Origin of the sequence: Sinanaerobacter sp. ZZT-01, assembly GCF_035621135.1 — a bacterium.
Classification (GTDB): domain Bacteria; phylum Bacillota; class Clostridia; order Peptostreptococcales; family Anaerovoracaceae; genus IOR16.
In genome coordinates this window covers 1,172,049-1,195,733 of record NZ_CP141728.1, presented here as the reverse complement: position 1 = coordinate 1,195,733, position 23,685 = coordinate 1,172,049, and the positions used below count along the sequence as shown (strand labels likewise).

Below are 23,685 nucleotides of genomic sequence, written 5' to 3'. Positions count from 1 at the left end.
ATAAAGGTAAAATCTTTATGAATTTATCTGCTATTCTTTTTTTTATTATTTTATACAGATATACGACTTTTATACAATTTATTGATTTAAAGTGGTGAAAGGGATTGCATATGAAACATGACTATGAAATAGATGAATTGGCTCAAGAAATGGATTTGTTAAAAAATACATTTGATATTGTAAGACTTATTGATATTGTGAAGCAAAGGCAATGCGTTTTTGCTCCCGATTCATTTCAAATGGAATACAGAAAATATAAATATGGTTTTATGCACCCTGAGGATTACAACACTCATCAGCTCATGCTGCGCAAAGTGTTACAAAACAAAACAACCTATACACAGTTCAAATTTTTTAAGGGAGAGATGTATTATATTGTAGCTAAGTATATACGGCTGGGAAACCTTAATTTTGTTTTAGAGTTGATCAGTAGGAAGAAGATAAGCGAACAAAAAGATCACGAGAAATATAAAGAAGAAATGAAGGAGTTGTGTGACTATAAAAGAATAAAAATTGAACGGAAGCGTCTAAGAAAGAAGGAAAGCGAAGAAGATCATACATCTGAATTAAAGAAATTAGCAAACAGCATAGAGAATAATGAATTCTATTTGCTTTACCAGCCTAAAATTGAAAATTCGAGTAGATGTGTAATCGGATTGGAAGCATTAATACGATGGAAGCAAAATATCGTCTTGAATTCTGCGGAAAATTTTATTACGAGTTTTGAAGAAAATAATGTAATTCATTTGATTGATTATTTTGTTTTGAAAGAGGTTGTAAATCAAATAAAAAAGTGGGAACAACAGAATAAAAAAATAATTCCGATATCTATAAATATGTGTTGCTCCACACTGCTTCGAGAGGATTTTTTTACAAGGGTCAGCCAGATCATCGAGAATAATACGTTTGCAGATAAAATTGAAATTGAGATTACAGAAAGAAATATTCCTTTGAATCGAGTGAAAGAGCTGTCCATTATAGTAGAAAAATTAAAAAGGGTCGGGTTTCGAATTGCACTCGATGACTTTGGAGCGAATTCTGCAAACTTCCCATTAATATTTGAGCTAAACTTAAATACATTAAAAATTGATAAGTCCATGGTTGTAAAAATAGAAGAAAATATAAAAATGCAAAAGGTTTTAAAGGATATATTTTCAACCTGCAAAGCGTTTAAAATTGAAGTTATTGTAGAAGGAATTGAAGAAAAAGGACAACTGGATGTATTGACAAAGATAGGAAGTGAATTGTCACAAGGGTATTATTTTTCTAAGCCTGCCGCTCTTTCCACAATAAAGGAAAAATATTAAGAAAGGGATATAGTTTAACCCGTTATATTACAACAGTAATTATTCAGCTTAGGAGGACTCAATGCAATGAAATCGTTAAAAATTCGATTAGTATTCATATTCACAGTAGTGATTTTTTCCTTGACCGTAGCACTAGGTTTCGTTTCAACTCGTATGGTGAGTCAAAATTTAATCAAGAGAACTCACAGCGATTTGATGGAGATAGCAGAAGAAGAAGCAAAGTATATTCAGTCTACACAGGATACAGAATTGAGGTATATTGATGCACTTGCACAAAATCCGTTGCTTACAGATCCAAGCATCCCTTTAGAAGCAAAGATTAAGTTTTACGAGAACGAAGCAGAAAGAAGTGGATATCAAGCTTTTGCATTTGCAGATAAAAATGGAAATAGTACCGTTTATAATTCAAAAAAAGAGAAGACAAATATAGGAGATCGAGAGTATTTTAAAACAGCGATGCAGGGTGAAACAGCTGCATCGGATTTAATTATCAGCAGTGTAAGCGGAGAGTTGTCTCTTATATTTGCGGCCCCCGTTTATCAAAATGGACAACAAATTGGTGTGCTTTATGGAAGAAGAGAGGCAAAGGAGCTCAATAATGCGGTCGGCAAATTCACATATAAGCAAACAGGGTATGCTTATATGATTAACTATGAAGGAACAACCGTGGCGAAAAAAGACATTCAACTTGTCTTAGATCGTGAAAACGTGCTTGAGAAGGCAAAGGAAGACCAGTCACTGCAAGAACTAGCTGTCCTTATGCAGGAGCATATGATAAAAGGAGAAGAAGGAAGTGGTGATTATGAATACGGAGGGAAAAGGTGGATAGCCGGTTTTGCACCAGTCGAAAAAAGCCCTTGGATAATGGTGGTAGAGATTGAACAACAGGAAGTATTAAAAGAAGTAAATGCACTTCGAAATGTGCTTATTTTCTTATGCTTAGCGGTTGTGGTTATCGGTGCACTTGTTACTTATTTTGCAAGTGATAAAATTGTAAGACCTATTCATAAAATAACTGGTGCAGCGCAGGAAATCGCAAATGGGAACTTTCAGGTTACACTTTCTGTGGATTCACACGATGAAGTGGGACAGCTTGCACAGGCATTTAATTTAACAATAGAAAGGCTGGTCAATTATCAGGAGTATATTGATGAGATTGCGGATGCCTTAATGAAAATATCAAATGGGGATTTAACGATAAAGCTGCAAAAGGAATACATTGGGCAATTTGAAAAACTTAAGAATAATATGGTAGCATTGATTCAAAATTTAAACCTTACTTTCCTTGAAATTAATCAGTCCGCAGGACAAGTGGACAGTGGAGCAATACAGGTTTCAAATGGTGCACAAACCTTGTCGCAGGGAACCACAGAGCAAGCCAGCTCCATTCAAGAGTTGTCTGCTTCGATCAGTGAAATAACAACTCGAGTAAAAGAAAGTGCAGGAAGTGCAAAATCAGCAAGTGATAAGGCGAAATCGGCAGGAACGGAGCTGGATAGCAGCAATGAATCTATGAGAGCTATGGTTGATGCGATGGAAAAGATTAGTTCAAAATCGTCTGAAATCTCCAAGATTATTAAAGTAATTGAAGACATCGCCTTCCAAACAAATATCCTTGCGCTGAACGCTGCAGTTGAAGCTGCAAGAGCGGGAAGTGCAGGGAAAGGATTTGCAGTCGTAGCAGACGAGGTAAGAAATCTTGCGGGAAAATCAGCGGAGGCAGCAAAAAACACAACGGACTTAATTGAGGAAACCTTGTCTGCTGTAGAAAATGGAGCTGACATTGCAGAAAAGACGGCCGGTGCTTTGAACAAAAGTGCAGATTTAACAAAGGATGCCGTTTTGTTGATTCATGAGATTGCAGCGGTTTCAGAAGAAGAAGCAGGTCTGATTGAACAGTTGGATTTAGGTGTAGAACAAATATCAGCGGTTGTTCAGAGCAACGCCGCCACGGCGGAAGAAAGTGCAGCCGCCAGTGAGGAATTAGCAGGGCAATCAACCCTTTTAAAAGAACTTATTTCAAAGTTTAAATTAGAGGATTTCAATGACGCAATAAAAGAGATTGAAGAAAAGTATGAAGACATAGAAGTGATTGAAAATAAAGAGAGTGAAGTGGATTCTCAAAAAGAAATTGATCGAAATCGTAAATATTAAAAATTATAATTAACAAAAAAATTATAAAAGGTGAATCCCTTGATTTTCAAGGGATTCACCTTTTTTGAGAGTGAAGTTTAAGTACTTGTTATCGTCACGATACATTTTCATGTGGGTCGGCGGCGATAACAGCATTCAATTCCAATTGATAGGCTCCTAAGGAAGCATCTGTTTCAGCAGCTTGCTCGGAAATATTTTGTTCTAAGATAGCGGCTGCCTGATATAATCTGTTCATACCTAAAGTGCCGGCTAACCCCTTGACTGAATGAGCCAGGCGCTTCGCCTCTTCATAATTTTTACTGATTAAAAGTTGTTTGATTTCCATAGCGCTATTTTTGTAATTATTTTGAAATTTGTCAACATGTTTATAATAAGCAGCTTCTAAGCCGCCAAGGTTCTTTATCGATTCCTCTTTTCCGTCAAATGGATTTTTTGAATTTAATATTTTGCTTTCCCTTTCAAGGTGCCCCTTCTTTTCTTGTAATATCTTTTTTTCAGAGCTGGGTGAAGAAGCTGGCAGATATTTATGATCCATCTCATCCTTTTCTCCAGATAGATACTGATAAATCAGACTATAGAAAGTATCTATCTTAAACGGTTTTAAAATAAAATCATTGATAATATTTTTATACTGTTGCTTTGTGCTTTCATCCAAACAGGTAGCAGTCACGGCTAGGATCGGGCAGGTGATACGGAGCTTATTTCGTAATATAGTAGATGCAGTGTAACCATCCATGCGTGGCATATGAATATCCATTAGAATCAATTTATAATGGTCTACAGGGTGTTTTTCACAAAGTGCAATGCATTCCAAACCATCATTTGCAGTATCACAAACGCAGTTTATGTCTGTCAGCAGATTTGTAGCGACCTCTTGATTGATTTCATTATCTTCAACAAGCAGAACTTGCGCACCTTTTGCGTCATATTTCTGTACACTGTAATCGGCTGCTACGGGGATTGCTTTTATCTGCTCCTCTGTAACTTTTTTCGCAGAAATAGTAAAATAAAATTTACTGCCTCTGTTGAAATCACTGCTTACCCAGATCTCACCGCCCATTTGCTCTACTATGTATTTGCAGATGGTAAGCCCTAATCCTGTTCCGGTATGTGTTTTAGTCAAATGATTTTCCAGTTGCTCAAATTCTTGAAACAGCTTGCTCATATCTTCATTTCGGATGCCGATTCCGGTATCCTCCACGCAGAATTGAAACTGGATGTCATCAGTTGTTTCCGATTTTACATCGACGAATATAGAGATACATCCGCTGCTTGTAAACTTTGTAGCATTTGTTATTAAATTGACAAAGACCTGCAAAAGGCGAGTTTGATCCAAAAACAGATATAAGTCGGGGTCGAAATGATAATGTGTTTGAAAATCAAGACCTTTGTGTAAAATATTTGAAATACATAGATCTTCTGCATTTTTTAAAACGTCAAGTAAGTGAAATGGTGACGGATAGAAGTTTAATGTTTTCGCTTTTATTTTTGAAAGGTCTAATACATCGTTTATGATACCCAGTAGTAGATTAGATGAACTTTCAACTTTATTCACCAAGTCATTTTGCTTTTTATCCAATTGCGTTCTTTTTAAAAAGTAAGTCATACCGATAATCGCATTGATTGGAGTTTTTATTTCGTGAGATATATTTGCAAGAAAGGTATCCTTAGCACGAGAATGAAATGCGATCTCTTTCAACTGTTTTTGAAGCTGACTTTGCATTTTTTCTGTTTCGGTTGTATCATGCAGCAAGTCAATATACTTTTTCTGTTTGTTTTCATCAAAGATAGTAAAATAGTTGTAATACATGTAGCAATCTTCTCCGGAGATTTTCATTTTTAGATTTCCTTCAGAGGATCTCGTATCGGATATTCTCAGAAGGTGAGCTATTTTAGGATCGAAAAGATCGTCTGGAGTTTGCCCCACAATATATTGAGATTGTACATTTAATAGGTCTCTGTATTTCGGATTCATATATTCGTACTTTCCATCCTGATCTTGCACAGAGAGACCTACATTGATGTTTTCGACGATGGTTCTATATAACTTTCTGAAATATAAATTGGAGGCATTCTCTTTTACTAATAAATAAAAGAGAAGAATACCCATAAAAAATAATAGAATGGATAGGAAAATCAGGGTTCCTTCCAGCAAGAATTGATTCTTTAAAAGAATCGATTCCCTTTCATTAATCCGATCCATATAAGAATCATAAATTTGCAGTAAGGTCTGATTTTGATCTTTATAAAGCTTTTGGCAGGATACTGAGGATAATATTGAATAATCCCCTTCTGTAACAGCGGTCCCCAATTGTGTTAATAGTTCATGAAAGGAATAGACGAAATCTTCGTAAAGCTTCGACTCCTCCTTTGTAAACTCCAGATTTTCTACATGTTTTCTCATGGTAGTATTCTCTGAAGAATACGGTGCTTTCGATTCTTTTTCGATAAATACTTGTCCGTTAATTGGGATAATATCGAAAATATAATAGGTTTGAAGCAAATGGTTGAATTCTGTCTTGTAGGTTTTATCATCGGTTGAAAAACAAAGAGTAGCATTGTTGTAAAGCATACTGGACAACGTTTCATATTTTGTTGTAAGCTTCAACATATTATCCTTTTGTGTTTCAAAAGATAAGAGGCTTTCGCGATAAAATAAAATGCCGATTGTATTAAGAATCAATAAAAAAGTTAAAAATAAAACAACTATTACTGTAGATTTTAATTGTTTCATAAAATAATCCCCCTCCCTTTTTTTATCGAGCATACGTCTCTCGCTAGTATTTTAGTCGGTTTAAATGGAAAAGTAAATCAAAATTAGGGAAAATATGGCATAGAATAGGGAAGAAAATTTCCCTAAAATTCGACGTATGCACAGAAATCCGTCGAAAGAGATATTAAATTGTAGGGAAAGTTGCTTTGTGGTATAATGAACGCTAATAAAAACGATAAATAACTGTTGTAAGAAGAGTTTTATGAAAGATTATGTTTGCTTAAGCATGTTTATAATATGGATAAAATTATCTTTATTCTAGAGAAGTAGAGGAAGCAGAATGAAAAATGTTTTATTGACAATCTCATATGATGGAACGAATTTTTCCGGCTGGCAGAGACAGCCGAATCGGCGGACGGTGCAAGGAGAACTTGAACGTGTATTGTCTGAACTGTGTAGGAAAGAAATACAGATATCCGGTACGAGCCGAACGGATTCTGGTGTTCATGCGCTCGGTCAAAGAGCTTCCTTCCAAGCAGAGTTTGGCATACCGGTAGAACGCATTCCTCTTGCGTGCAATCATTTGCTTAGCGGTGAGAAAGGCATTTTAAAAGGCACGGGAGATATACGCATTTTAGAAGCAAAGCAGATGCCGGCAGGGTTTCATGCCCGCTTTGATTCATACGGTAAAAAGTACATCTATCGCATTCGAAATGCAAAAAATCCGGATTTATTTCAAAGAAATTACGTTTACCAGATTGAACAGCCTTTAAATTTGAAAGCGATGCAACAAGCAGCAGATTTGATTGCAGGCACACATGATTTTCGATGCTTTATGGCATCCGGAGGAAAAGAACCGGAGTCTACGATTCGAACCATTTATCAGCTAAATGTGAAGCGAAATGAGACGATGCAAAATGAAACGGCAGATTTTTTCGACATAGAAGTGATGGGAAATGGATTCCTTTACAATATGGTTCGTATTATTACCGGAACGTTAGTGGAGATCGGTCTTGGAAAGAAAAGTGTAGAAAAAGTGAAATGTATTTTAGAAAGCAGGGAACGCTGTTTGGCAGGACACACTGCACCGCCGCAAGGATTATATTTAGTAGAAGTATATTATGAAAAGCAGACTTGGATGTAAAAAAAGGAGAAACTAAATATGAAGATTAAAGAATTATATAATGAGAAAAAGACAGTTATTTCGCTGGAAATTTTCCCACCTAAACTAGAAATGCCTGTAGAAACAATTTATAAGACACTCGACGAGCTGCAAGGGTTAAAGCCGGATTTTATCAGCGTTACTTATGGAGCGGGCGGAAAGGCAAAGGATCGCACTGTAGAAATCGCATCTAAAATTAAAAGTGACTATGGAATTGAAAGTTTAGCTCATTTAACTTGCATTTCCTCCACAAAAGAACAGATAAAAAATATTTTTGCAGAAATGAAGAAGAATAAGATTGAAAATATATTGGCATTGAGAGGCGATCTGCCAGAAGATAAGACGCTTTTGGATATTCCAAAAGAACATCACTATGCCAGTGATTTGATTACAGAAATCCGCAAAGAAAATGGATTTTCTATAGGTGCTGCATGTTATCCGGAAGGACATGTTGCGTGTGAAAGCCGTGTGAAGGATATCAAGCATTTAAGGGAAAAAGTCGATCGAGGTGCTGAGTTCTTAATAAGCCAGTTATTCTTTGATAATGAACGTTTCTTTCGTTTTATGGAGGAACTAGAGATTGCCGGAATTGATGTACCGGTTTCCGCCGGTATTATGCCTGTTATGAATAAGAACCAGATTCTGCGGATGAGTAAGCTTTCCGGCTGTTATTTACCACCCAAATTTCAGCGGATTGTGGATCGTTATGAGAACAATCCGGAATCGCTTCGTGAAGCAGGAGAGGCTTATGCGATTGAACAGATCATTGACTTGATGACTTGGGGGGTGAGGGGGATACATCTATATACGATGAATAAACCACAAACTGCACGGCGAATCCTTACAAACATTGAAAATATCCGACGCTTGCAGGAATAAGCCATGGGTATTTCTTGCAAGGGGAATTCTCGTATGATAAAATAAAAATCGAGATTTGAAGGAAAAAGTAGTATAAGAAAAGAGTTGACAGCATGTTTAAATTACCGAGATACAGAGAACCGAATTTTAATACTCCATTTTTTATGGCAGCACCGGATGTAATAACGGCAGAGGTAAAGCAGACAGGCGTAGCACCATCCGGCTACCATTCGACTTCCATGTATCCCGAATATTTTAAAATAGACGGTGAATGGAGATTGATTGAAAACACACGTATGGATTGTGTCCCTGTTATTAAAAAAGATGGGCAGATCGAAGCAAAAGAGTTCCGAAGATTAAAAATTGGAGATCGGGTAATCTTAGGAAGAACAGAAGATGGCAGGGAAGGAATTTATCTTTATACAGAGGGTTTTTCGGCAGGAGATACAAAGGGAGATATATTTGCATTTCGAAGCGGACGCTCTAGAGAAACCTCTTTTTCAAATGACTATCTTCGTTTGGCGCAGCTTTTACAACACGACCGAGAGCATGGACATATTGTCTGGGTGCTGGGACCGGCTGCTGTTTTTGACGATGAGTCTAGAAAAGTAATGGAGTTTATGGTAGAGAACAGGTACTGTCATGCTGTATTTGGTGGCAACGCAGTCGCAACACATGATATTGAAGGAGCGTTGTTCCATACTGCATTGGGGCAAGATCTGACGACAACTGAGAATAAGCCGAATGGTCATTACCATCACTTAGATGCGATTAATTTGATTCGTCGTTTAGGTTCTGTCGAAGAGGCAGTAAAACAAGGATATATTACAAATGGCTTAGTTCACAGCTGCGTTAAAAATAAGGTGCCGATGGTATTAGCAGGCTCCATTCGTGACGATGGCCCTTTACCACAGGTTGAAAGTAATGCAGTGGAAGTCCAAGATACAATGCGTGTTCATACAAATAAAGCGACGACTATCGTTTGTCTTGCCACCCAATTGCATACGATTGCAACCGGAAATTTAACGCCCTCTTACGTCGTTTGTAATGGAGAGATCAGACCGGTATTTATTTATGCCGTGGATGTTTCAGAATTTGTCTTAAATAAAATTACAGATAGAGGGACCTTAGAAGTTACCACGATTGTATCAAACATTCAAGATTTTCTTTTTAAATTAAGAAAAATAATGGAAAGAGACGAATATGGATATACGAGATCAAATAAGGAAAAAAGTGCTCCTCTTTGATGGAGCGATGGGAACAATTATTCAGAAAACAGGAATACCCATCGGGAAAGTGCCGGAATTATTAAATTTTACACATGCAGGTATCATCGAATCTATTCATGATGCTTATCTTGCTGCGGGAAGTGATGTAATATCCAGCAATACCTTTGGTGCAAATGCTTATAAAACAGCAGGCTGTGGTTATACGGTAGAGCAAATTGTTACGCAAGGCGTTGGACTAGCAAAACATGCAGCGGAGCGTGCCATGGAAGAGCAAAGAGAAAAAGGGAAAAGCAGACCAAAATATGTCGCTCTTGACGTGGCGCCGATTGGGAAGTTGATGGAACCTTACGGTCCCCTGACATTTGACGACGCTTATATGATGTTTTGTGAGCAAATGGAAGCGGGTGCTAAAGCTGGAGCGGATTTGATTCTCTTAGAAACCTTTACAGATATTTATGAAATGAAGATTGCGGTATTAGCGGCGAAAGAATGTTGTGATCTTCCTGTCTTTTGCTCATTAACATTTCAAGAAGATGGACGAATGTTGATGGGTACGGACCCATTAACTGCGATTACCATATTGCAGGATATGGGAATAGATGCATTAGGCATGAACTGCTCATTAGGTCCAAAACAGATGATTCCATTGGTAAAGCAATTTTTGCATTATTCAAAAGTACCTGTTCTGGTTCAGCCAAATGCAGGATTGCCTACAATTGTAGACGGAGAAACTGTATATGACGTTACGGTGAAAGAATATACGGAGATTATGCTTTCTTTTGTGGATGAGGGACTTGCGATTGCAGGAGGTTGCTGCGGAACAACACCGGATTATATCAAAAGCTTAGCGGATGCATTAAAAGATAAGCCTGTCCAAAGGGGCAAGAATAGACAGCCTGTCATGGCAGTCAGCTCTGCAACGAAGACTGTATTTATAGACGACCGCGTTCGTATAATTGGAGAAAGAATTAATCCGACAGGAAAAAAACGATTGAAAGAGGCTTTAAAGTCAGAAGATTACACGTATATTGAAAACGAAGCGATTCAGCAAGTTGCAGCCGGAGCAGAAATCCTAGATATCAATGTAGGCTTGCCTGAAGTGGATGAGCTGGAAGCAATGCTTTCGGTTGTAAAAAAAGTTTCTGCTGTTGTAGATGTCCCATTGCAGATTGACAGTGCAGACAGCAAAGTTTTGGAAGCGGCTGTTCGCATATATAACGGGAAGCCTATTATTAATTCCGTCAATGGGAAAAAGGAAGTCATGGATACGATTTTTCCGATTGTAAAGAAGTACGGTACTTGTGTGATTGCGTTGACATTAGATGAAAAGGGTCTTCCAAAGAACACGGAAGAAAGACTTGCAATTGCACAACGAATAATTAAGCGTGCGGCAGAGTATGGAATCGGAACAGATCGCATTCTCGTCGATTGTCTGACTTTAACGGTCTCTGCACAGCAAAATGCAGGAAGAGATACACTTGAAGCGATCCGGAGAGTGAAAAAAGAATACGGCGTGAAAACAACACTGGGAGCGAGCAACGTTTCCTTTGGTCTTCCTGAACGTGTTTTATTAAATCGTACCTTTTTGGCAATGGCGTTAGAAGCAGGACTGGATGCACCGATTACCGATCCGCTTGTATCGGACTATGTAAATACCATCAGTGCATTTGAAGCCTTGAGCGGAAAAGACATTGAGGCAAAGGATTATATCAGCTATTACGGAAACGCAGGAAAACCTTCCGTTCCGGCAGCAAACGAAGTTCTTATCAGAAGGCCAGAAACGAAGCCGTCCAAAGACGCTCTTACATTGGAAGCTATAATACTAAATGGGTATGAAGAGCGTGCAGCACAAATTACACGAGAGCTTTTAGTGACCGAAAAGCCATTGGAAATTGTGGAAAAACGGATCATTCCTACTCTGGAACAAGTTGGAAAAGAATATGAAACCGGAGAAAAATTTTTACCGCAGCTTATAAAATCTGCTGATACAGTAACGCAATCTTTTCAAGTCTTAAAAGAGGCAATGAAACTGTCTGGAGAAAGCATCAATTATGGGAAAGTTATTCTGGCAACTGTAGAAGGCGACGTTCATGATATAGGTAAAAACATTGTAAAAGTAATATTGGAAAACTATGGTTATGAAGTGATCGATTTAGGTAAAGATGTACCGGTTGAAAAGGTAGTAGAAGCTGCTCGGAATGAGCATATACAATTAGTTGGATTAAGTGCACTTATGACAACCACAGTTGTGAGCATGGAGAAGACGATTAGAAGATTACAGGAAGCTGGTTTGAACTGTAAAACAGCGGTTGGCGGAGCTGTCTTGACAAAGGATTTTGCAAAAAAGATCGGAGCAGATTATTACTGCAAGGATGCAATGGATACGGTAAAAGCAGCCAATGCTATCTTTAAAAAACAATAAAAGAAAAAAATGATAGTATCGTGAAATAGAAAAGCCGGTGCAGGAAGGGTTAGATATGGAAAGACCAAGCTGGGATGAATATTTTATGGAGATGGCAATGGTGACGGCAAAACGGTCTACTTGCTTGAGAAGACAGGTAGGCGCTGTTATTGTTAAGGACAAGCATATTATTGCGACTGGATATAACGGTGCGCCCAGAGGCATTGCCCATTGTGAGGAACGTGGCGGGTGCCTTCGCCAAAAATTAAATATATCTTCAGGGGAACGCCACGAGCTTTGTATGGCACTCCATGCAGAGCAGAATGCGATTATTCAGGCTGCGACACTTGGACAAAGCATTGAAGGAGCAGCTATTTATGTAACACATCAGCCTTGTGTTATTTGTGCAAAAATGTTAATCAATGCCGGAATGACCCGGATTGTCGTGCGTGAAGGATATCCTGATAATTTGGCGGTGGAGATGTTGAAAGAGGCTGGCCTCAGTATTATTATGTTGGAAAACAAGGATAAATAAGGAGTTAGAGAAATGAGTTTTGGATTTAGTTTTGTGCTGCCTTTTATGACGGCTTTCTTTGTGTCGCTGCTGTGTACTCCATTGGCTATTAAAATCGCACCGAAAATTGGAGCTGTTGATATTCCGAAGGATGCACGTAGAATGCATACAAAACCGATGCCCCGATTTGGAGGAATTGCCATTTTCTTAGGAACAATAGCAGCACTGTTCGTTTCCTTATATGTGGCATTACCTGCAATTGTGCAGTATCTTCCGGATGGAGAACCGATTGAAAAAATGTTCGCGCTTTTAGCCGGAGGCACATTAATTTATTTTGTAGGGATTGTCGATGATTTGCGGGGATTACCGCCGAAAGTAAAGTTTTTGCTTCAAATTATATGTGCTTCGGTCGTTTTTGCTGCCGGAATCCGTATTTCTTTTATAACGAACCACTTTGGAGACGGACATGGCTATCTTCCATTTGTAATCAGCTATTTTGTAACAGTTTTATGGATTGTAGGAATCACAAACACGATTAATTTAATAGATGGACTCGATGGACTTGCAGCGGGAGTTGCAGCTGTCGCCTCTTTTGCAATTGCTTATACTGCATATATTCATGGAATGTACACAGTGACGATGGCGATGCTTGCTTGTGCCGGAGGCGCTTTAGGGTTTCTACCATTTAATTTTTATCCGGCGAAAATCTTCATGGGAGATGCAGGATCATTATTTCTAGGTTTTATGCTGGCAGCCGTATCCATTATAGGACCGGTTAAGGGAGCGACGATTCTTGCGACAGTTGTACCCGTACTGGTGTTAGGTGTACCGATTTTTGATACAGCATTTGCTATCTTTCGAAGAATTATAAACAAAAGACCGATCATGGAAGCGGATAAAGGGCATTTACATCACCGTCTCATGGCAGCAGGTATGGGGCAGAGACGTTCCGTGCTTACGTTATATGGAATCAGCGCGATAATGAGTGTGGCAGCGATTCTCTTCAGCCGGGATTTGTTTTTGGAATCGGCAGGCTTATTTCTAATTGCCGGGAATTTCATATACATTTTTCTGACCGATGCAAAGAATGTGATTCCGCAATTAAAAATGGAAGATAAGACGAAAGAGGTTCATAGAAAGAACAAAAAACATAAGAAGAAGAGGAAATAAGTAAGGAAGCTTCCTCAAAAAGGAAGAAAGTAGGTAAAAATTATGAAGATAATGACGGTATTTGGGACAAGGCCGGAGGCAATTAAAATGGCTCCTCTGGTGAAGAAGCTCCAAGAGGAGCCGACTATTGATTCGATACTGTGTGTAACGGCACAACATCGGGAAATGCTCGATCAGGTACTATCCTTATTTGAACTGGTTCCGGATTATGATTTAAATATTATGAAGCCGAATCAAACCATCAGTATGATTACAGCAAATGTATTAAAAGGAATGGAACCGGTACTGCAAAAAGAACAGCCGGACATGATTTTGGTACACGGAGACACTTCGACGACATTTGTTGCAGCACTTGCAGCATTTTATCATCAGATTAAAGTCGGTCATGTGGAAGCCGGACTGCGTACTTATGATAAATACTCGCCTTATCCGGAAGAAATGAACCGCGTGTTAACCGGACATCTTGCAGATTTGCATTTTGCTCCGACACAGCGTAATGTGGATAATCTGTTGCGGGAAAACATTGAAAAAGAAAAGATTATTGTTACAGGGAATACAGTGATTGACGCATTGCTTCAAGTGGCTGATAAACCATATGAATTCGAGGATGAAACATTAAGAAAGTTAGATTTTGATAAAAAACGTATTATTACGGTAACGTGCCATCGCAGAGAAAATCTTGGAGAAAATATGGTACATATTTTCAAAGCAATCCGTGCCATCGCAGACGAATTTGCAGATGTAGAAGTCGTTTATCCGGTGCATATGAATCCAAAGGTAAGAGAAACGGCAAAGATGGTATTTGGCGACTCTGAAAAAGTGCATTTGATCGAACCATTGCAATATCAGCCGTTTGTAAACTTAATGGCAAAATCTTATCTGCTGATTACCGACTCTGGCGGAATGCAGGAGGAGGCACCGTCTTTAGGCAAGCCTGTTTTAGTTGTGAGAAAAGAAACGGAGCGTCCGGAAGCAATCGAGGCCGGAACCGTTAAACTTGCTGGCGTTAGCCGAGATACCATATATTCTTTAACAAAAGAACTGCTGCAAAATAAGGAAGCATATGATCGTATGGCACAATCGAACAATCCATATGGTGATGGAAAGGCTTGTGAACGAATTGTAGATGCACTGAAACTATATTTTAATATGTAATTTAGACGATATAAAAAAACAAGCTGCACAGAAAAAACAGCTTGTTTTTTTATTACACTAATATTTTTTTACATCTTCCTCTTTATTTAAAAAACGAATTCCGTTTTCTGCGAGGGACAGCATTTCATTTTCGCCGGGGTATTTGTGAACCGGAGCTAAAAAGGATATGCGCTCAATCAGCCAGTCGGTGAATAAATCAGAATATGCTAAGCTGCCTGTAAGAAGAATGGCATCGACTTTTCCCTTTAAAATGGTGGAAGCGGCTCCGATTTCTTTTGCAACTTGATAGGCCATCGCTTCAAAAACTTCTTTTGCATAAGAGTCACCGTTTGCTATACGTTCTTCCACTTCAAGACCGCTGTTGGTTCCCAGATAGGACATGAGACCGCCTCCGCCTCGTAAATGATGCAACATTTGATCCTCCGTATATTTTCCGCTAAAACACATGCGCACAACTGAACCGACCGGAAGGGTTCCTGCACGCTCAGGCGAGAAGGAACCATCACCCTCTAATGCATTGTTCGTATCAATGACATGACCTTTTTTGTGTGTACCCACGGAAATTCCACCGCCAAGATGAACCACGACAAGGTTTAAATCTTCATAGGCACGTCCAATTTCTTTCGCGTACTTTCTAGCAATCGCCTTGTGATTTAAAGCGTGAAAAGTGCTGACTCTTGGTGCTTCTTTGATACCGGAATAGCGAGCAAAGCTGCACAATTCATCGGTGCTTACGGTATCAGCAGTAATGACGGGTATTTGATACTCTTGACTCAGCTCGTACGCAATCATACAGCCGACATTTGATACATGCATCCCGTAAATGCCGGATTTCATGTCTTTAAGCATTTCTTCAGTAATATAATAGATACCGCCTTCGATTGGCTTTGTACAACCCCCTCGCGCAACGATACAGTCAAACAAATTCAAATGAAAATTATGTTTCGTTAAAAAAGTCAGAATTGCTTTTTTACGAAATTCTTTTTGATCTGTGATTCTGTGAAATTGCTGTAGATCTTCTTGTGAATGTTGCAGAGTCTCTTTCACAATTTCATTTGTGTCTTCATAAACGGCTACTTTAGTAGAGGTAGAACCTAAATTCAACACAAACATTTTATTAGCCATTGGTTTACCTTCTTTCTGCTATATCCTCCTCTGCAAATGTACTGCATTTTGTCAAAGGAAAGGATAAATGTTTTAATTATATTATCTATGAATAGTTTACCACAAATAGGGAGGAAAAGATGAAAAAGTTGTAAAGAAAGTGTATAATAGAACAAGGTCAATCAAGTAATAGATGCGGATTACATGCTTTTTTAGTGGGGAGATTTTATGAAAAATAAGTTGCGGATTAGTTGTAGTGCTATGCTTTGTATTTTAATAAGTATGAGCAGTGTTGTTGTTTCTTTTGCAGCATCACATGCATACGCGTCAAAGAACATAGACAATACTACAGTGAGGTATGTTACATTGGACATGTCTGATTCTTCAATAGAACCAGTTGTGGTGGTTGCGGATGGACAGATGTGCAGCGAAGATTCCCTGTCAGCTATGGCAAAATCAGTGAATGCGTTGAGTGCGATTAACGGGACCTATTTTGAAGCATATAATGGAGTACCGGTTCCTTGGGGAACGATTATTAAAGACGGTAAGGTCCTTCACATCGGGAGCGGAGGAGCTGTCTTGGGAATTACAAAGGACAAGCAGCTTTTAGTCGATCGCCTTAAAATTACATTGACAGGCTATGTAAATGGTGCGGTAGCAGTTTATCCATGGCGTATCAATCATCCGAGTACTGAGGATGGTGCAATCACTATTTTTACGCCGGAATATGGAAGCAACGTGGATTTGCAGACAGGTGCTCAAGCCGTAGTCACAAAAAAGGGAAAAGTTCTTAGCATTGTATCTTCCAGCTTTACAGTGCCGTCGGATGGCTTTGCAGTTGTCTTTAATAAAGATGCAGTGTCTGGAGTGAATCGCTTTCATATAGGAGATACAGCATACTATGAGCAGGCGATTACACCGACTTACACGAAAGCGTCTCAATGGGATTATGTAATTGCAGGGCTAGGTGCAGGACCAAGTCTGATTATTAATGGAAATGTAACAGCAAATGGACAGGACGAAGGCTTTACTGAAGCAAAGATCAATACCAATCGTGCCGGACGCTCTTTTATCGGAGCCACAGAAAATGGAAAAATTATCATAGGGAACATGGGAAGCAAAACACTGAAAGAGGCCGCCGCCATTTGTAAGTCTCTTAATCTGATCAATGCAATGTGCCTTGATGGAGGAGGTTCAATTGGACTTTACGATCGAGATTCCAAAGTCTCGATACAAGGGCGCAATATTAATAATTGCTTGGCATTTCTCTCGGTTGCGCAGACACAGGCAAGTGTACAAGATTTGGTGGCTGTGAAGCCATTGAAGAGTAAATTGATGATAGATAACCAGACACGCAGATTTGAATCGTATCATATTGATGGCAATAGCTACTTTAAACTGCGTGATTTAGCGGCGGCTCTGAATGGGAGCGAAAAACAATTTGAGGTTGAGTACGATGCCGCAGTGAAAGCGGTTAAAATCAGTTCGCAAAAATCATATACAAGTGTCGGTGGGGAGCTGTATTTACCAGATCAGCCTGTGATACGAACGGCAAAGAAAAGTCAGGTAAAGCTGTATTTGAATGAGAAAGAAACAGTGGTAGCAGCGTATTATATAAATGGAAATTATTTCTACAAGCTGAGAGATATGGGCAATTTATTAGATTTTTTGGTAGAATGGAATGCAGAGACGAAAGAAACTGCCATTAGTACAAAAAAATAATTTTTATATTCAAGGGTCAAATATTGATTTAATAAGAGCAAGGGAGAAACGTATGATTTATTTTTTAGAAGACGATAGGCTGAAGGAAGGAAAATCTGACCAAAAAGATTCCATAGATTTTCGTCCGTGCCTTGGTATTTTTGACGAAAAGGAAACGGAAGAATGGCGGGATTATTTGGAGATCAGCCCGATTATCTGTAAAGAGTTATTTGAAGAAAAGATTTGTAAATTTGAAAGCCATGACGGATTTGATTACATTACGGTAACCATTCCAAATACCGATATAAAAGATGATATGGAGAATAAGCACTGGATTGAAGTGTATTACCGCAGCAATCAGCTTCTTTTCTTTTATGAAGATGAAGAAGGAAAACAGTTTTTAGATAAGCTTTTAAACGAGATAGTAAAAAAAGGGTTAAAGTTCTTAAGCTTAGAACGAATTCTTTATGAGTTTTTTGATTTATTAACCGAAAAAGATGCGGAGTATTTAGAGTCAATTGAAGAAGAAATTTTTAAGTTGGAAGAAGCGTTGCTGGATTCCGTATCGAACAATCATATCCACGATATCATGATGATTCGTCGAGAGTTGCTTTCGTGGAAACGTTATTATGAGCAGCTTTTACATATTGCAGAAGGAATGCAGGAAAATGAAAACGGTTTGTTATCGAATAAAATTGCCAGAGCATTTCGTCATCTTTCGGGGCGTACTTTACGTAGTATGGACAGCATTGTAAATTTAAGTGATTATGTTTCCCAAGTAAGAGAAGCGTATCAGGCACAGATCGATATTAAGCAAAATGAAATCATGAAACTGTTTACTGTGATTACAGCAATTTTTCTGCCCTTGACTTTGATCGTCGGCTGGTATGGTATGAATCTGCAAATGCCAGAGTTTCAGTTTGCTTATGCATACCCTGTGGTAATTGTCGTTTCTGTTATTGTAGCTGTAACCAGTTACTTTTATTTGAAAAAGAAGAAATGGTTTTGATGGTTTAGACAGCTATGGATAATCAAAAGAAAAATTACTTATTAATTGCAGCTATCCTTGGTGCAAGTATTTGTTTACGTGCACCTCTCACATCGGTGGGACCCTTAGTTGCTGATATTGGAAATGAGATGGATGCCTCTCCTACTTTATTGGGGCTGCTTACGACTCTTCCCGTTTTGGTCTTTGGTATTACCTCACCATTTATCAATTTATTTGGTCGAAGGTTTGGAAATTATTTTTGTGTAATGATTGGCTTGCTTTTCATTTTAAGCGGCATGCTTCTTCGTTCCGCTTTCGGCTTACAAGAGCTGTTTTTAGGTACCGTTATCATGGCAGTTGGGATTGGAGTAGGAAACGTTCTGCTCCCCAGTATTATTAAATCAAGTTTTCCAAGCGGCGGAGGCGTGATGACCGGAGCTTATATGACGATGCAAGGGATTTTTGCGGGTATTGGCGCGGGCTTGAGCCTACCTCTTGCCAGAAAACTTGGACTGGGGTGGAGAGTCACCCTTTTAATTTGGGCTGTTGCTGCAATGACCGCTTTTTTTCTGTGGCTGCCGCAGTACCGAGAAGAGAGAATAAATAAAGTACGATCCTCTTTCCAGTTACAGAGAAAGAGTGAAAAAAGAGAAAAGAGTGTGTGGTGCACTTCTTGGGCGTGGTACGTTACTTTGTTTTTAGGAAGCCAGTCGCTACTCTTCTATTCTTTAAGCAATTGGATTCCGTCTATGCTGGAAGACCGTGGAATATCGGCTGAGGCAATCAGCATGATAGCAACTTGGTATCAGTGGAGCGGAGTTCCCACTACATTCCTGGCACCAATTTTAATGCAAAAGATGAGCAATAAAAAACTACTTGCGGCCATGATTGGATTGGGTTACTTTAGCGGTATCGTGGCATTGCTGCTTGCAGGCTCTTCAATTCCTCTGCTCTTGCTGGCGTTGACCCTGGCTTCTGCAAGCGGTGGGGCAAATTATAGTTTATCAATGGCAATGATCGTTCTTATGAGTAAAGATGCGAGAGAAGCCGGAGAGCTTTCGGGGATGAGTCAGTGTGCGGGATACCTTTTGGCGGCATCAGGTCCGGTTGTTTCGGGCATATTGTATGATTATAGCGGCCAATGGACAGCAACTCTGCTTTTTTATATTTTGGTTACGATTGTTTTATTTGTTAGCGGGCAATTATTAATGAGACATATTCCGTCTTAAGAAGGATGTAGACATTTGAGATATTCTTTACCATTGACATATAGTTTAAAAAATTGATAAGAACTAAGTTTCATAAAACAGTGAAATCTTTTTCATAAAGTGAAATAAATTTCACTGTTTTTCTATTGCCTAAAAATGAATAAATTTCGAATTGAAATCATATTTGCTTCTTATATAGATAAAAAAGAAGAGCAATTGTTAGGGCTTTATATTTTGGCCGGAATCGCTGTTCTGATTTTTAACTTCCAAGGAATCCCGAATCAAAAGAATATTTTTCAAGAGAAGATAAAAAATTAGATTTGTAATCTGAATTAATATGATATAGATGAAAGAAAAAACAGGGAAAGATTTTCCCTGTCTTTATTGGTTTATTTAGTATAGTTATCAAAGTATCCTTGAATGTAAACAATTGGTGTTCCTTTGTCTCCGCTTCCTGAGGTTAAATCACAAAGTGAGCCAATCAGATCTGTTAATCTTCTTGGAGTTGTTCCTTGCGAAAGCATGGAATCTTTTAGATTGCTGTCTTTTTTAATAATACACTCAGAAATCGCTTGTTTTAATTCGTCGCCCGATAAGTGCGCAAAATCATTGTCAGCAAGATACTTTAGCTTTAATTCGTTTGGCGTACCTTCCAGTCCGGAGGTATATCCCGGCGATACGACCGGATCTGCCAGTTCCCAAATTTTTCCTACAGGGTCTTTGAATGCACCGTCACCGTATACCATAACTTCAATTGTCTTTCCAGTTGTTTCAATCAATTTTTTCTGAATTCCATTTACGAACGTAGTGCAATCGTTTGGAAATAATTTAATGGTAGTCTCAGTCGATTTGTTGGAACCTAGGAGCCCATAATTTGTATTATAACCGCTTCCATCCACACTACTGGTCAAGAGGTCATCCATACCTAAGATGATTCCACCTCCGGCTTCTTTTAGTAGCCGTTTTGTACGTGCTCTCGTATGAATGTCACACGTTAATACGTTCTCCGTATAATTTAAAATAGTTCTTGGGTTGTTTGAAAATATAACCTCTGCTTCTGCACCTTCTTCTTCAATCAATCCTTTATAATAGTTGACATAATCCATACCGGTAAACGTATGTTTGGATTTTCCAAAAAGTGATTCGAACTGTTCCTGAGATAGCACATCTGTATAAGGATTGATCCCATTTTCATCCAGTTTGTCTATATCAATCAAATGATTTCCTACTTCATCGCTTGGATAGCTAAGCATCAGTACGATTTTTTTTGCACCCTTTGCAATCCCTCTTAGGCAGATTGCAAATCGGTTTCTGCTGAGAATCGGGAATATAACGCCAATGGTTCCTCCGCCCAGCTTTGTTTTTACATCTTGTGCTAACTGATTGGTTGTAGCATAATTGCCTTGTGCTCTAGCAACAACCGCTTCTGTAATCGCAACAACATCTTTATCACGCAATGCAAAACCTTCCGATTTGGAAGCTTTTAATACAGAATCTACGACAATTGATTCCAAATCATCACCTTCTCGGATGATGGGCGCTCGTAGTCCTCGAACGACGGTTCCAACCATTCTTTCCATATGAAATTCCTCACTTTTCTATTATTTTCTGCTGCTTTTAAACAGATTTTTACTTGAAATGGATCTGCATCCGATCCTATATAGTATGAGTAAATTTTACCCATACTATATAATTATAACTTAAAAATCATCGAAATTACGAATAATCATTAAAATTTTATAAAATAAATAATCCGGCTTGGTATATGATGAGGGCGGTAAGCCAAGCAATGACTGTTTGAGCCGCCATTGCAAATATTGCGACACGGTACCCTCCCAATTCTCTTTTCACAGCTGCCATTGCTGCAACACAAGGCATGTATAAAAGACAGAATGTGAGAAAAGAAAAAGCTTGAAGCGGTGTAAATATATCAGAAAGCATTGCGATGACCGCGCTAGTATCACTTGCATTCATTAAGACGGCAAAGGTACTGATTACAGCTTCTTTTGCCGTCAATCCGGTAATCAGTGCAGTTGCAGCCCGCCAGTCACCAAATCCTAACGGTGCAAAAATCGGAGAAGCTAATTTACCCAAAGCAGCAAGCATACTATCCTGGCTGTCGGTCACCATATTAAATCCAAAATCAAAGCTCTGTAAAGCCCATATAATTATAGTAGCAATAAAAATGATCGTGAAGGCCTTGATTAAGAAATCCTTTGCTTTTTCCCACATATGAAGCAGGACTGATTTAGGTGCGGGGAAACGATAGGAAGGCAGCTCCATGACAAATGGAACCGGCTTTCCTTTATATATAGTTTTTTGCAATAAAAGTCCATATAAGATACTTACTAAAATCCCCATTACATATAGTGAAAACATAACAAGTGCTTTGTATTCACTGAAAAAAGCTGCAGTAAAGGTTGCATAAATTGGAAGTTTGGCACTGCAAGACATAAATGGTGTCAGTAAAATGGTCATCTTACGGTCTCTTTCACTTGGAAGCGTTCTCGTTGCCATAATAGCAGGAACAGAGCAGCCGAACCCAATCAGCATAGGGACAAAGGAACGTCCGGAAAGACCGATCTTACGCAAAAGTTTGTCCATAACAAATGCGACACGCGCCATATATCCGCTGTCTTCTAAAATGGAAAGAAAGCAAAATAGTATTACAATAGTAGGAAGAAAAGAGAGTACACTTCCAACACCGACAAAAACGCCGTCAATGATCAGAGAATGGAGTGCAGTACTTACACCAGCCTGCAGTAGTGACTGGCTGGAAAACGCAGTGAATTGATCAATTGCCGCTGCGAGCAAGCCGCTTAGTGCTGTGCCAAATACCCCGAAGGTAAGCCAAAAGACAATGAGCATGATTCCCAAAAAAATTGGAATTGCAAAATATTTGTGTGTTAAAATGTTATCTATTTTGACAGAACGTAAGTGTTCTTTTGTTTCTCCCAACTTGACCACCGTTGCATCACAGACCTTTCCGATATAGGCATAACGCATGTCTGCCATGGCGGCTTCACGGTCTGTTTTGAGGTGTGATTCCATATCATCTACAATGTGGGCGATAATATCAATTTCCGGTTCAAGAAGATTAAGAGAACGCATAACTGGCTCATCGCCCTCTACTATTTTAGTTGCAGCAAAGCGAAGCGGAAGTCCGGCTTCATTGGCTTCCCTTCCAATCAAGTGAGCAATGGAGTGGATTGCAGTGTGAACGTACCCATCGCAAAAATCAATTTTTTTTGGTAGAAGCTGTTGCTCAGCTGCTTTAATCGTCCGTTGCGTTAATTCTTCAGTGCCTTCATTTTTACTGGCCGAAATCGGAACGACCGGAATACCAAGCTTTTCTTGAAGCTTTGAAATATCTATGGAAGTTCCGCTGGCACGAACTTCGTCCATCATGTTTAGTGCCAATACCATCGGAAGGTCTAATTCCATAAGCTGTAAGGTAAGATACAAGTTCCGCTCAATACTGGTCGCATCAATGATATTAATGATACAATCTGGCTTTTCTTTTAAAAGGTAGTCTCTTGTGACGACTTCTTCAGAAGTATAAGGGGAAAGAGAATAAATACCGGGTAGATCAATGACAGTAGCCCCCTTGTGTTTACGGATACTGCCTTCTTTTTTCTCGACGGTTACACCGGGGAAATTACCAACATGCTGGTTGCTTCCTGTCAATTGGTTAAATAAAGTGGTTTTTCCACAGTTCGGGTTTCCGATTAAGGCTATTTTTACAGCGGTGCTGCTGTTCATGATATCAATTCCTCCACTTCAATTTTCTCTGCGTCATCCAATCGGATGGTTAATTCGTAGCTGCGCAGATGAAGTTCAATTGGGTCACCCATTGGAGCGACTTTTCGAACCATAATTTTTGTATTTGGTGTGATCCCCATATCTAATAATCTTCTTCGCAGAGCGCCTTCTCCACCGACCTTGCAAATAATGCCGGTATGCCCTACTTTCAGTTCGTTTAATTTCATATGTGAATATCCTTTCTACGGATGTTAGCGTC

General features: G+C 39.0%; 17 protein-coding genes. 12 read left to right on the top strand and 5 right to left on the bottom strand.

Translation table 11 applies throughout. The features are described from left to right. Positions 1 to 110: 110 nt before the first annotated feature. Together U5921_RS05795 and U5921_RS05790 are read left to right on the top strand one after the other, a co-directional pair. Positions 111 to 1,307 carry an EAL domain-containing protein gene (locus tag U5921_RS05795; protein WP_324825515.1) on the top strand — a complete coding sequence of 399 codons (1,197 nt, stop codon included), beginning with the start codon at positions 111 to 113 and terminating at the stop codon, positions 1,305 to 1,307. A gap of 66 nt (positions 1,308 to 1,373) precedes the next feature. Then, on the top strand, positions 1,374 to 3,461 hold the full coding sequence (locus tag U5921_RS05790; protein ID WP_324825514.1) for a methyl-accepting chemotaxis protein: 2,088 nt from the start codon (positions 1,374 to 1,376) through the stop codon (positions 3,459 to 3,461). A 94-nt stretch (positions 3,462 to 3,555) separates the two neighbouring features. Here the strand turns inward: U5921_RS05790 and U5921_RS05785 are convergent, their stop codons facing one another. Then, positions 3,556 to 6,195, bottom strand: coding sequence for an ATP-binding protein (locus tag U5921_RS05785; RefSeq protein WP_324825513.1), 2,640 nt, complete (start codon positions 6,193 to 6,195; stop codon positions 3,556 to 3,558). A gap of 319 nt (positions 6,196 to 6,514) precedes the next feature. Here U5921_RS05785 and truA point away from each other — a divergent pair, with 319 nt between their 5' ends. The 7 genes from truA (at position 6,515) to wecB (ending at position 14,663) form a co-directional block, all read left to right on the top strand. Next, entirely contained in the window at positions 6,515 to 7,318 is an 804-nt protein-coding gene (truA, locus tag U5921_RS05780) for a tRNA pseudouridine(38-40) synthase TruA (protein WP_324825512.1), read from the top strand. Positions 7,319 to 7,336: 18 nt separating this feature from the next. Next, positions 7,337 to 8,215 carry a methylenetetrahydrofolate reductase [NAD(P)H] gene (gene metF / locus U5921_RS05775; protein WP_324825511.1) on the top strand — a complete coding sequence of 293 codons (879 nt, stop codon included), beginning with the start codon at positions 7,337 to 7,339 and terminating at the stop codon, positions 8,213 to 8,215. Between the two features lie 92 nt (positions 8,216 to 8,307). Further along, the gene (locus U5921_RS05770; protein ID WP_324825510.1) at positions 8,308 to 9,441 is read left to right on the top strand and encodes a hypothetical protein; all 1,134 of its coding nucleotides are present in this window, start codon (positions 8,308 to 8,310) and stop codon (positions 9,439 to 9,441) included. Beyond that, the gene (locus U5921_RS05765) at positions 9,398 to 11,845 is read left to right on the top strand and encodes a homocysteine S-methyltransferase family protein (protein ID WP_324825509.1); all 2,448 of its coding nucleotides are present in this window, start codon (positions 9,398 to 9,400) and stop codon (positions 11,843 to 11,845) included. The genes U5921_RS05770 and U5921_RS05765 overlap by 44 nt, the downstream gene beginning before the upstream one ends. 55 nt (positions 11,846 to 11,900) lie before the next feature. Then, entirely contained in the window at positions 11,901 to 12,359 is a 459-nt protein-coding gene (locus U5921_RS05760; RefSeq protein WP_324825508.1) for a cytidine/deoxycytidylate deaminase family protein, read from the top strand. A 12-nt stretch (positions 12,360 to 12,371) separates the two neighbouring features. Then, on the top strand, positions 12,372 to 13,508 hold the full coding sequence (locus U5921_RS05755; protein WP_324825507.1) for an MraY family glycosyltransferase: 1,137 nt from the start codon (positions 12,372 to 12,374) through the stop codon (positions 13,506 to 13,508). 42 nt (positions 13,509 to 13,550) lie between these two features. Beyond that, entirely contained in the window at positions 13,551 to 14,663 is a 1,113-nt protein-coding gene (gene wecB / locus U5921_RS05750; RefSeq protein ID WP_324825506.1) for a non-hydrolyzing UDP-N-acetylglucosamine 2-epimerase, read from the top strand. 57 nt (positions 14,664 to 14,720) lie between these two features. Here the strand turns inward: wecB and buk are convergent, their stop codons facing one another. Continuing rightward, on the bottom strand, positions 14,721 to 15,788 hold the full coding sequence (gene buk, locus U5921_RS05745; RefSeq protein WP_324825505.1) for a butyrate kinase: 1,068 nt from the start codon (positions 15,786 to 15,788) through the stop codon (positions 14,721 to 14,723). Positions 15,789 to 15,995: 207 nt separating this feature from the next. Here buk and U5921_RS05740 point away from each other — a divergent pair, with 207 nt between their 5' ends. Genes U5921_RS05740 through U5921_RS05730 form a run of 3 tightly spaced genes read left to right on the top strand, consistent with a single transcriptional unit; the run spans position 15,996 to position 19,685 of the window. Then, on the top strand, positions 15,996 to 17,489 hold the full coding sequence (locus tag U5921_RS05740) for a phosphodiester glycosidase family protein (protein ID WP_324825504.1): 1,494 nt from the start codon (positions 15,996 to 15,998) through the stop codon (positions 17,487 to 17,489). Positions 17,490 to 17,541: 52 nt separating this feature from the next. After that, positions 17,542 to 18,477, top strand: coding sequence for a CorA family divalent cation transporter (locus tag U5921_RS05735; protein WP_324825503.1), 936 nt, complete (start codon positions 17,542 to 17,544; stop codon positions 18,475 to 18,477). A 14-nt stretch (positions 18,478 to 18,491) separates the two neighbouring features. Further along, positions 18,492 to 19,685, top strand: a complete 1,194-nt coding sequence (locus U5921_RS05730) for an MFS transporter (RefSeq protein ID WP_324825502.1) — start codon at positions 18,492 to 18,494, stop codon at positions 19,683 to 19,685. Between the two features lie 368 nt (positions 19,686 to 20,053). Here U5921_RS05730 and U5921_RS05725 read toward each other — a convergent pair whose 3' ends face one another. From U5921_RS05725 to U5921_RS05715, 3 genes are all read right to left on the bottom strand, one after another. After that, positions 20,054 to 21,244, bottom strand: a complete 1,191-nt coding sequence (locus U5921_RS05725; protein WP_324825501.1) for a coenzyme F420-0:L-glutamate ligase — start codon at positions 21,242 to 21,244, stop codon at positions 20,054 to 20,056. A gap of 157 nt (positions 21,245 to 21,401) precedes the next feature. Then, a complete protein-coding gene (gene feoB, locus U5921_RS05720) occupies positions 21,402 to 23,426 on the bottom strand; it encodes a ferrous iron transport protein B (protein ID WP_324825500.1) in 2,025 nt (674 codons plus the stop codon). Further along, positions 23,423 to 23,653, bottom strand: a complete 231-nt coding sequence (locus U5921_RS05715) for a FeoA family protein (protein WP_324825499.1) — start codon at positions 23,651 to 23,653, stop codon at positions 23,423 to 23,425. The genes feoB and U5921_RS05715 overlap by 4 nt, the downstream gene beginning before the upstream one ends. Positions 23,654 to 23,685 lie beyond the last annotated feature (32 nt).

Coding starts and splice junctions, on each gene's coding strand:
- U5921_RS05795 (WP_324825515.1), top strand. CDS start 111: ATGAAACATGACTATGAAATAGATGAATTGGCTCAAGAAATGGATTTG.
- U5921_RS05790 (WP_324825514.1), top strand. CDS start 1,374: ATGAAATCGTTAAAAATTCGATTAGTATTCATATTCACAGTAGTGATT.
- U5921_RS05785 (WP_324825513.1), bottom strand. CDS start 6,195: ATGAAACAATTAAAATCTACAGTAATAGTTGTTTTATTTTTAACTTTT.
- truA (WP_324825512.1), top strand. CDS start 6,515: ATGAAAAATGTTTTATTGACAATCTCATATGATGGAACGAATTTTTCC.
- metF (WP_324825511.1), top strand. CDS start 7,337: ATGAAGATTAAAGAATTATATAATGAGAAAAAGACAGTTATTTCGCTG.
- U5921_RS05770 (WP_324825510.1), top strand. CDS start 8,308: ATGTTTAAATTACCGAGATACAGAGAACCGAATTTTAATACTCCATTT.
- U5921_RS05765 (WP_324825509.1), top strand. CDS start 9,398: ATGGATATACGAGATCAAATAAGGAAAAAAGTGCTCCTCTTTGATGGA.
- U5921_RS05760 (WP_324825508.1), top strand. CDS start 11,901: ATGGAAAGACCAAGCTGGGATGAATATTTTATGGAGATGGCAATGGTG.
- U5921_RS05755 (WP_324825507.1), top strand. CDS start 12,372: ATGAGTTTTGGATTTAGTTTTGTGCTGCCTTTTATGACGGCTTTCTTT.
- wecB (WP_324825506.1), top strand. CDS start 13,551: ATGAAGATAATGACGGTATTTGGGACAAGGCCGGAGGCAATTAAAATG.
- buk (WP_324825505.1), bottom strand. CDS start 15,788: ATGGCTAATAAAATGTTTGTGTTGAATTTAGGTTCTACCTCTACTAAA.
- U5921_RS05740 (WP_324825504.1), top strand. CDS start 15,996: ATGAAAAATAAGTTGCGGATTAGTTGTAGTGCTATGCTTTGTATTTTA.
- U5921_RS05735 (WP_324825503.1), top strand. CDS start 17,542: ATGATTTATTTTTTAGAAGACGATAGGCTGAAGGAAGGAAAATCTGAC.
- U5921_RS05730 (WP_324825502.1), top strand. CDS start 18,492: ATGGATAATCAAAAGAAAAATTACTTATTAATTGCAGCTATCCTTGGT.
- U5921_RS05725 (WP_324825501.1), bottom strand. CDS start 21,244: ATGGAAAGAATGGTTGGAACCGTCGTTCGAGGACTACGAGCGCCCATC.
- feoB (WP_324825500.1), bottom strand. CDS start 23,426: ATGAACAGCAGCACCGCTGTAAAAATAGCCTTAATCGGAAACCCGAAC.
- U5921_RS05715 (WP_324825499.1), bottom strand. CDS start 23,653: ATGAAATTAAACGAACTGAAAGTAGGGCATACCGGCATTATTTGCAAG.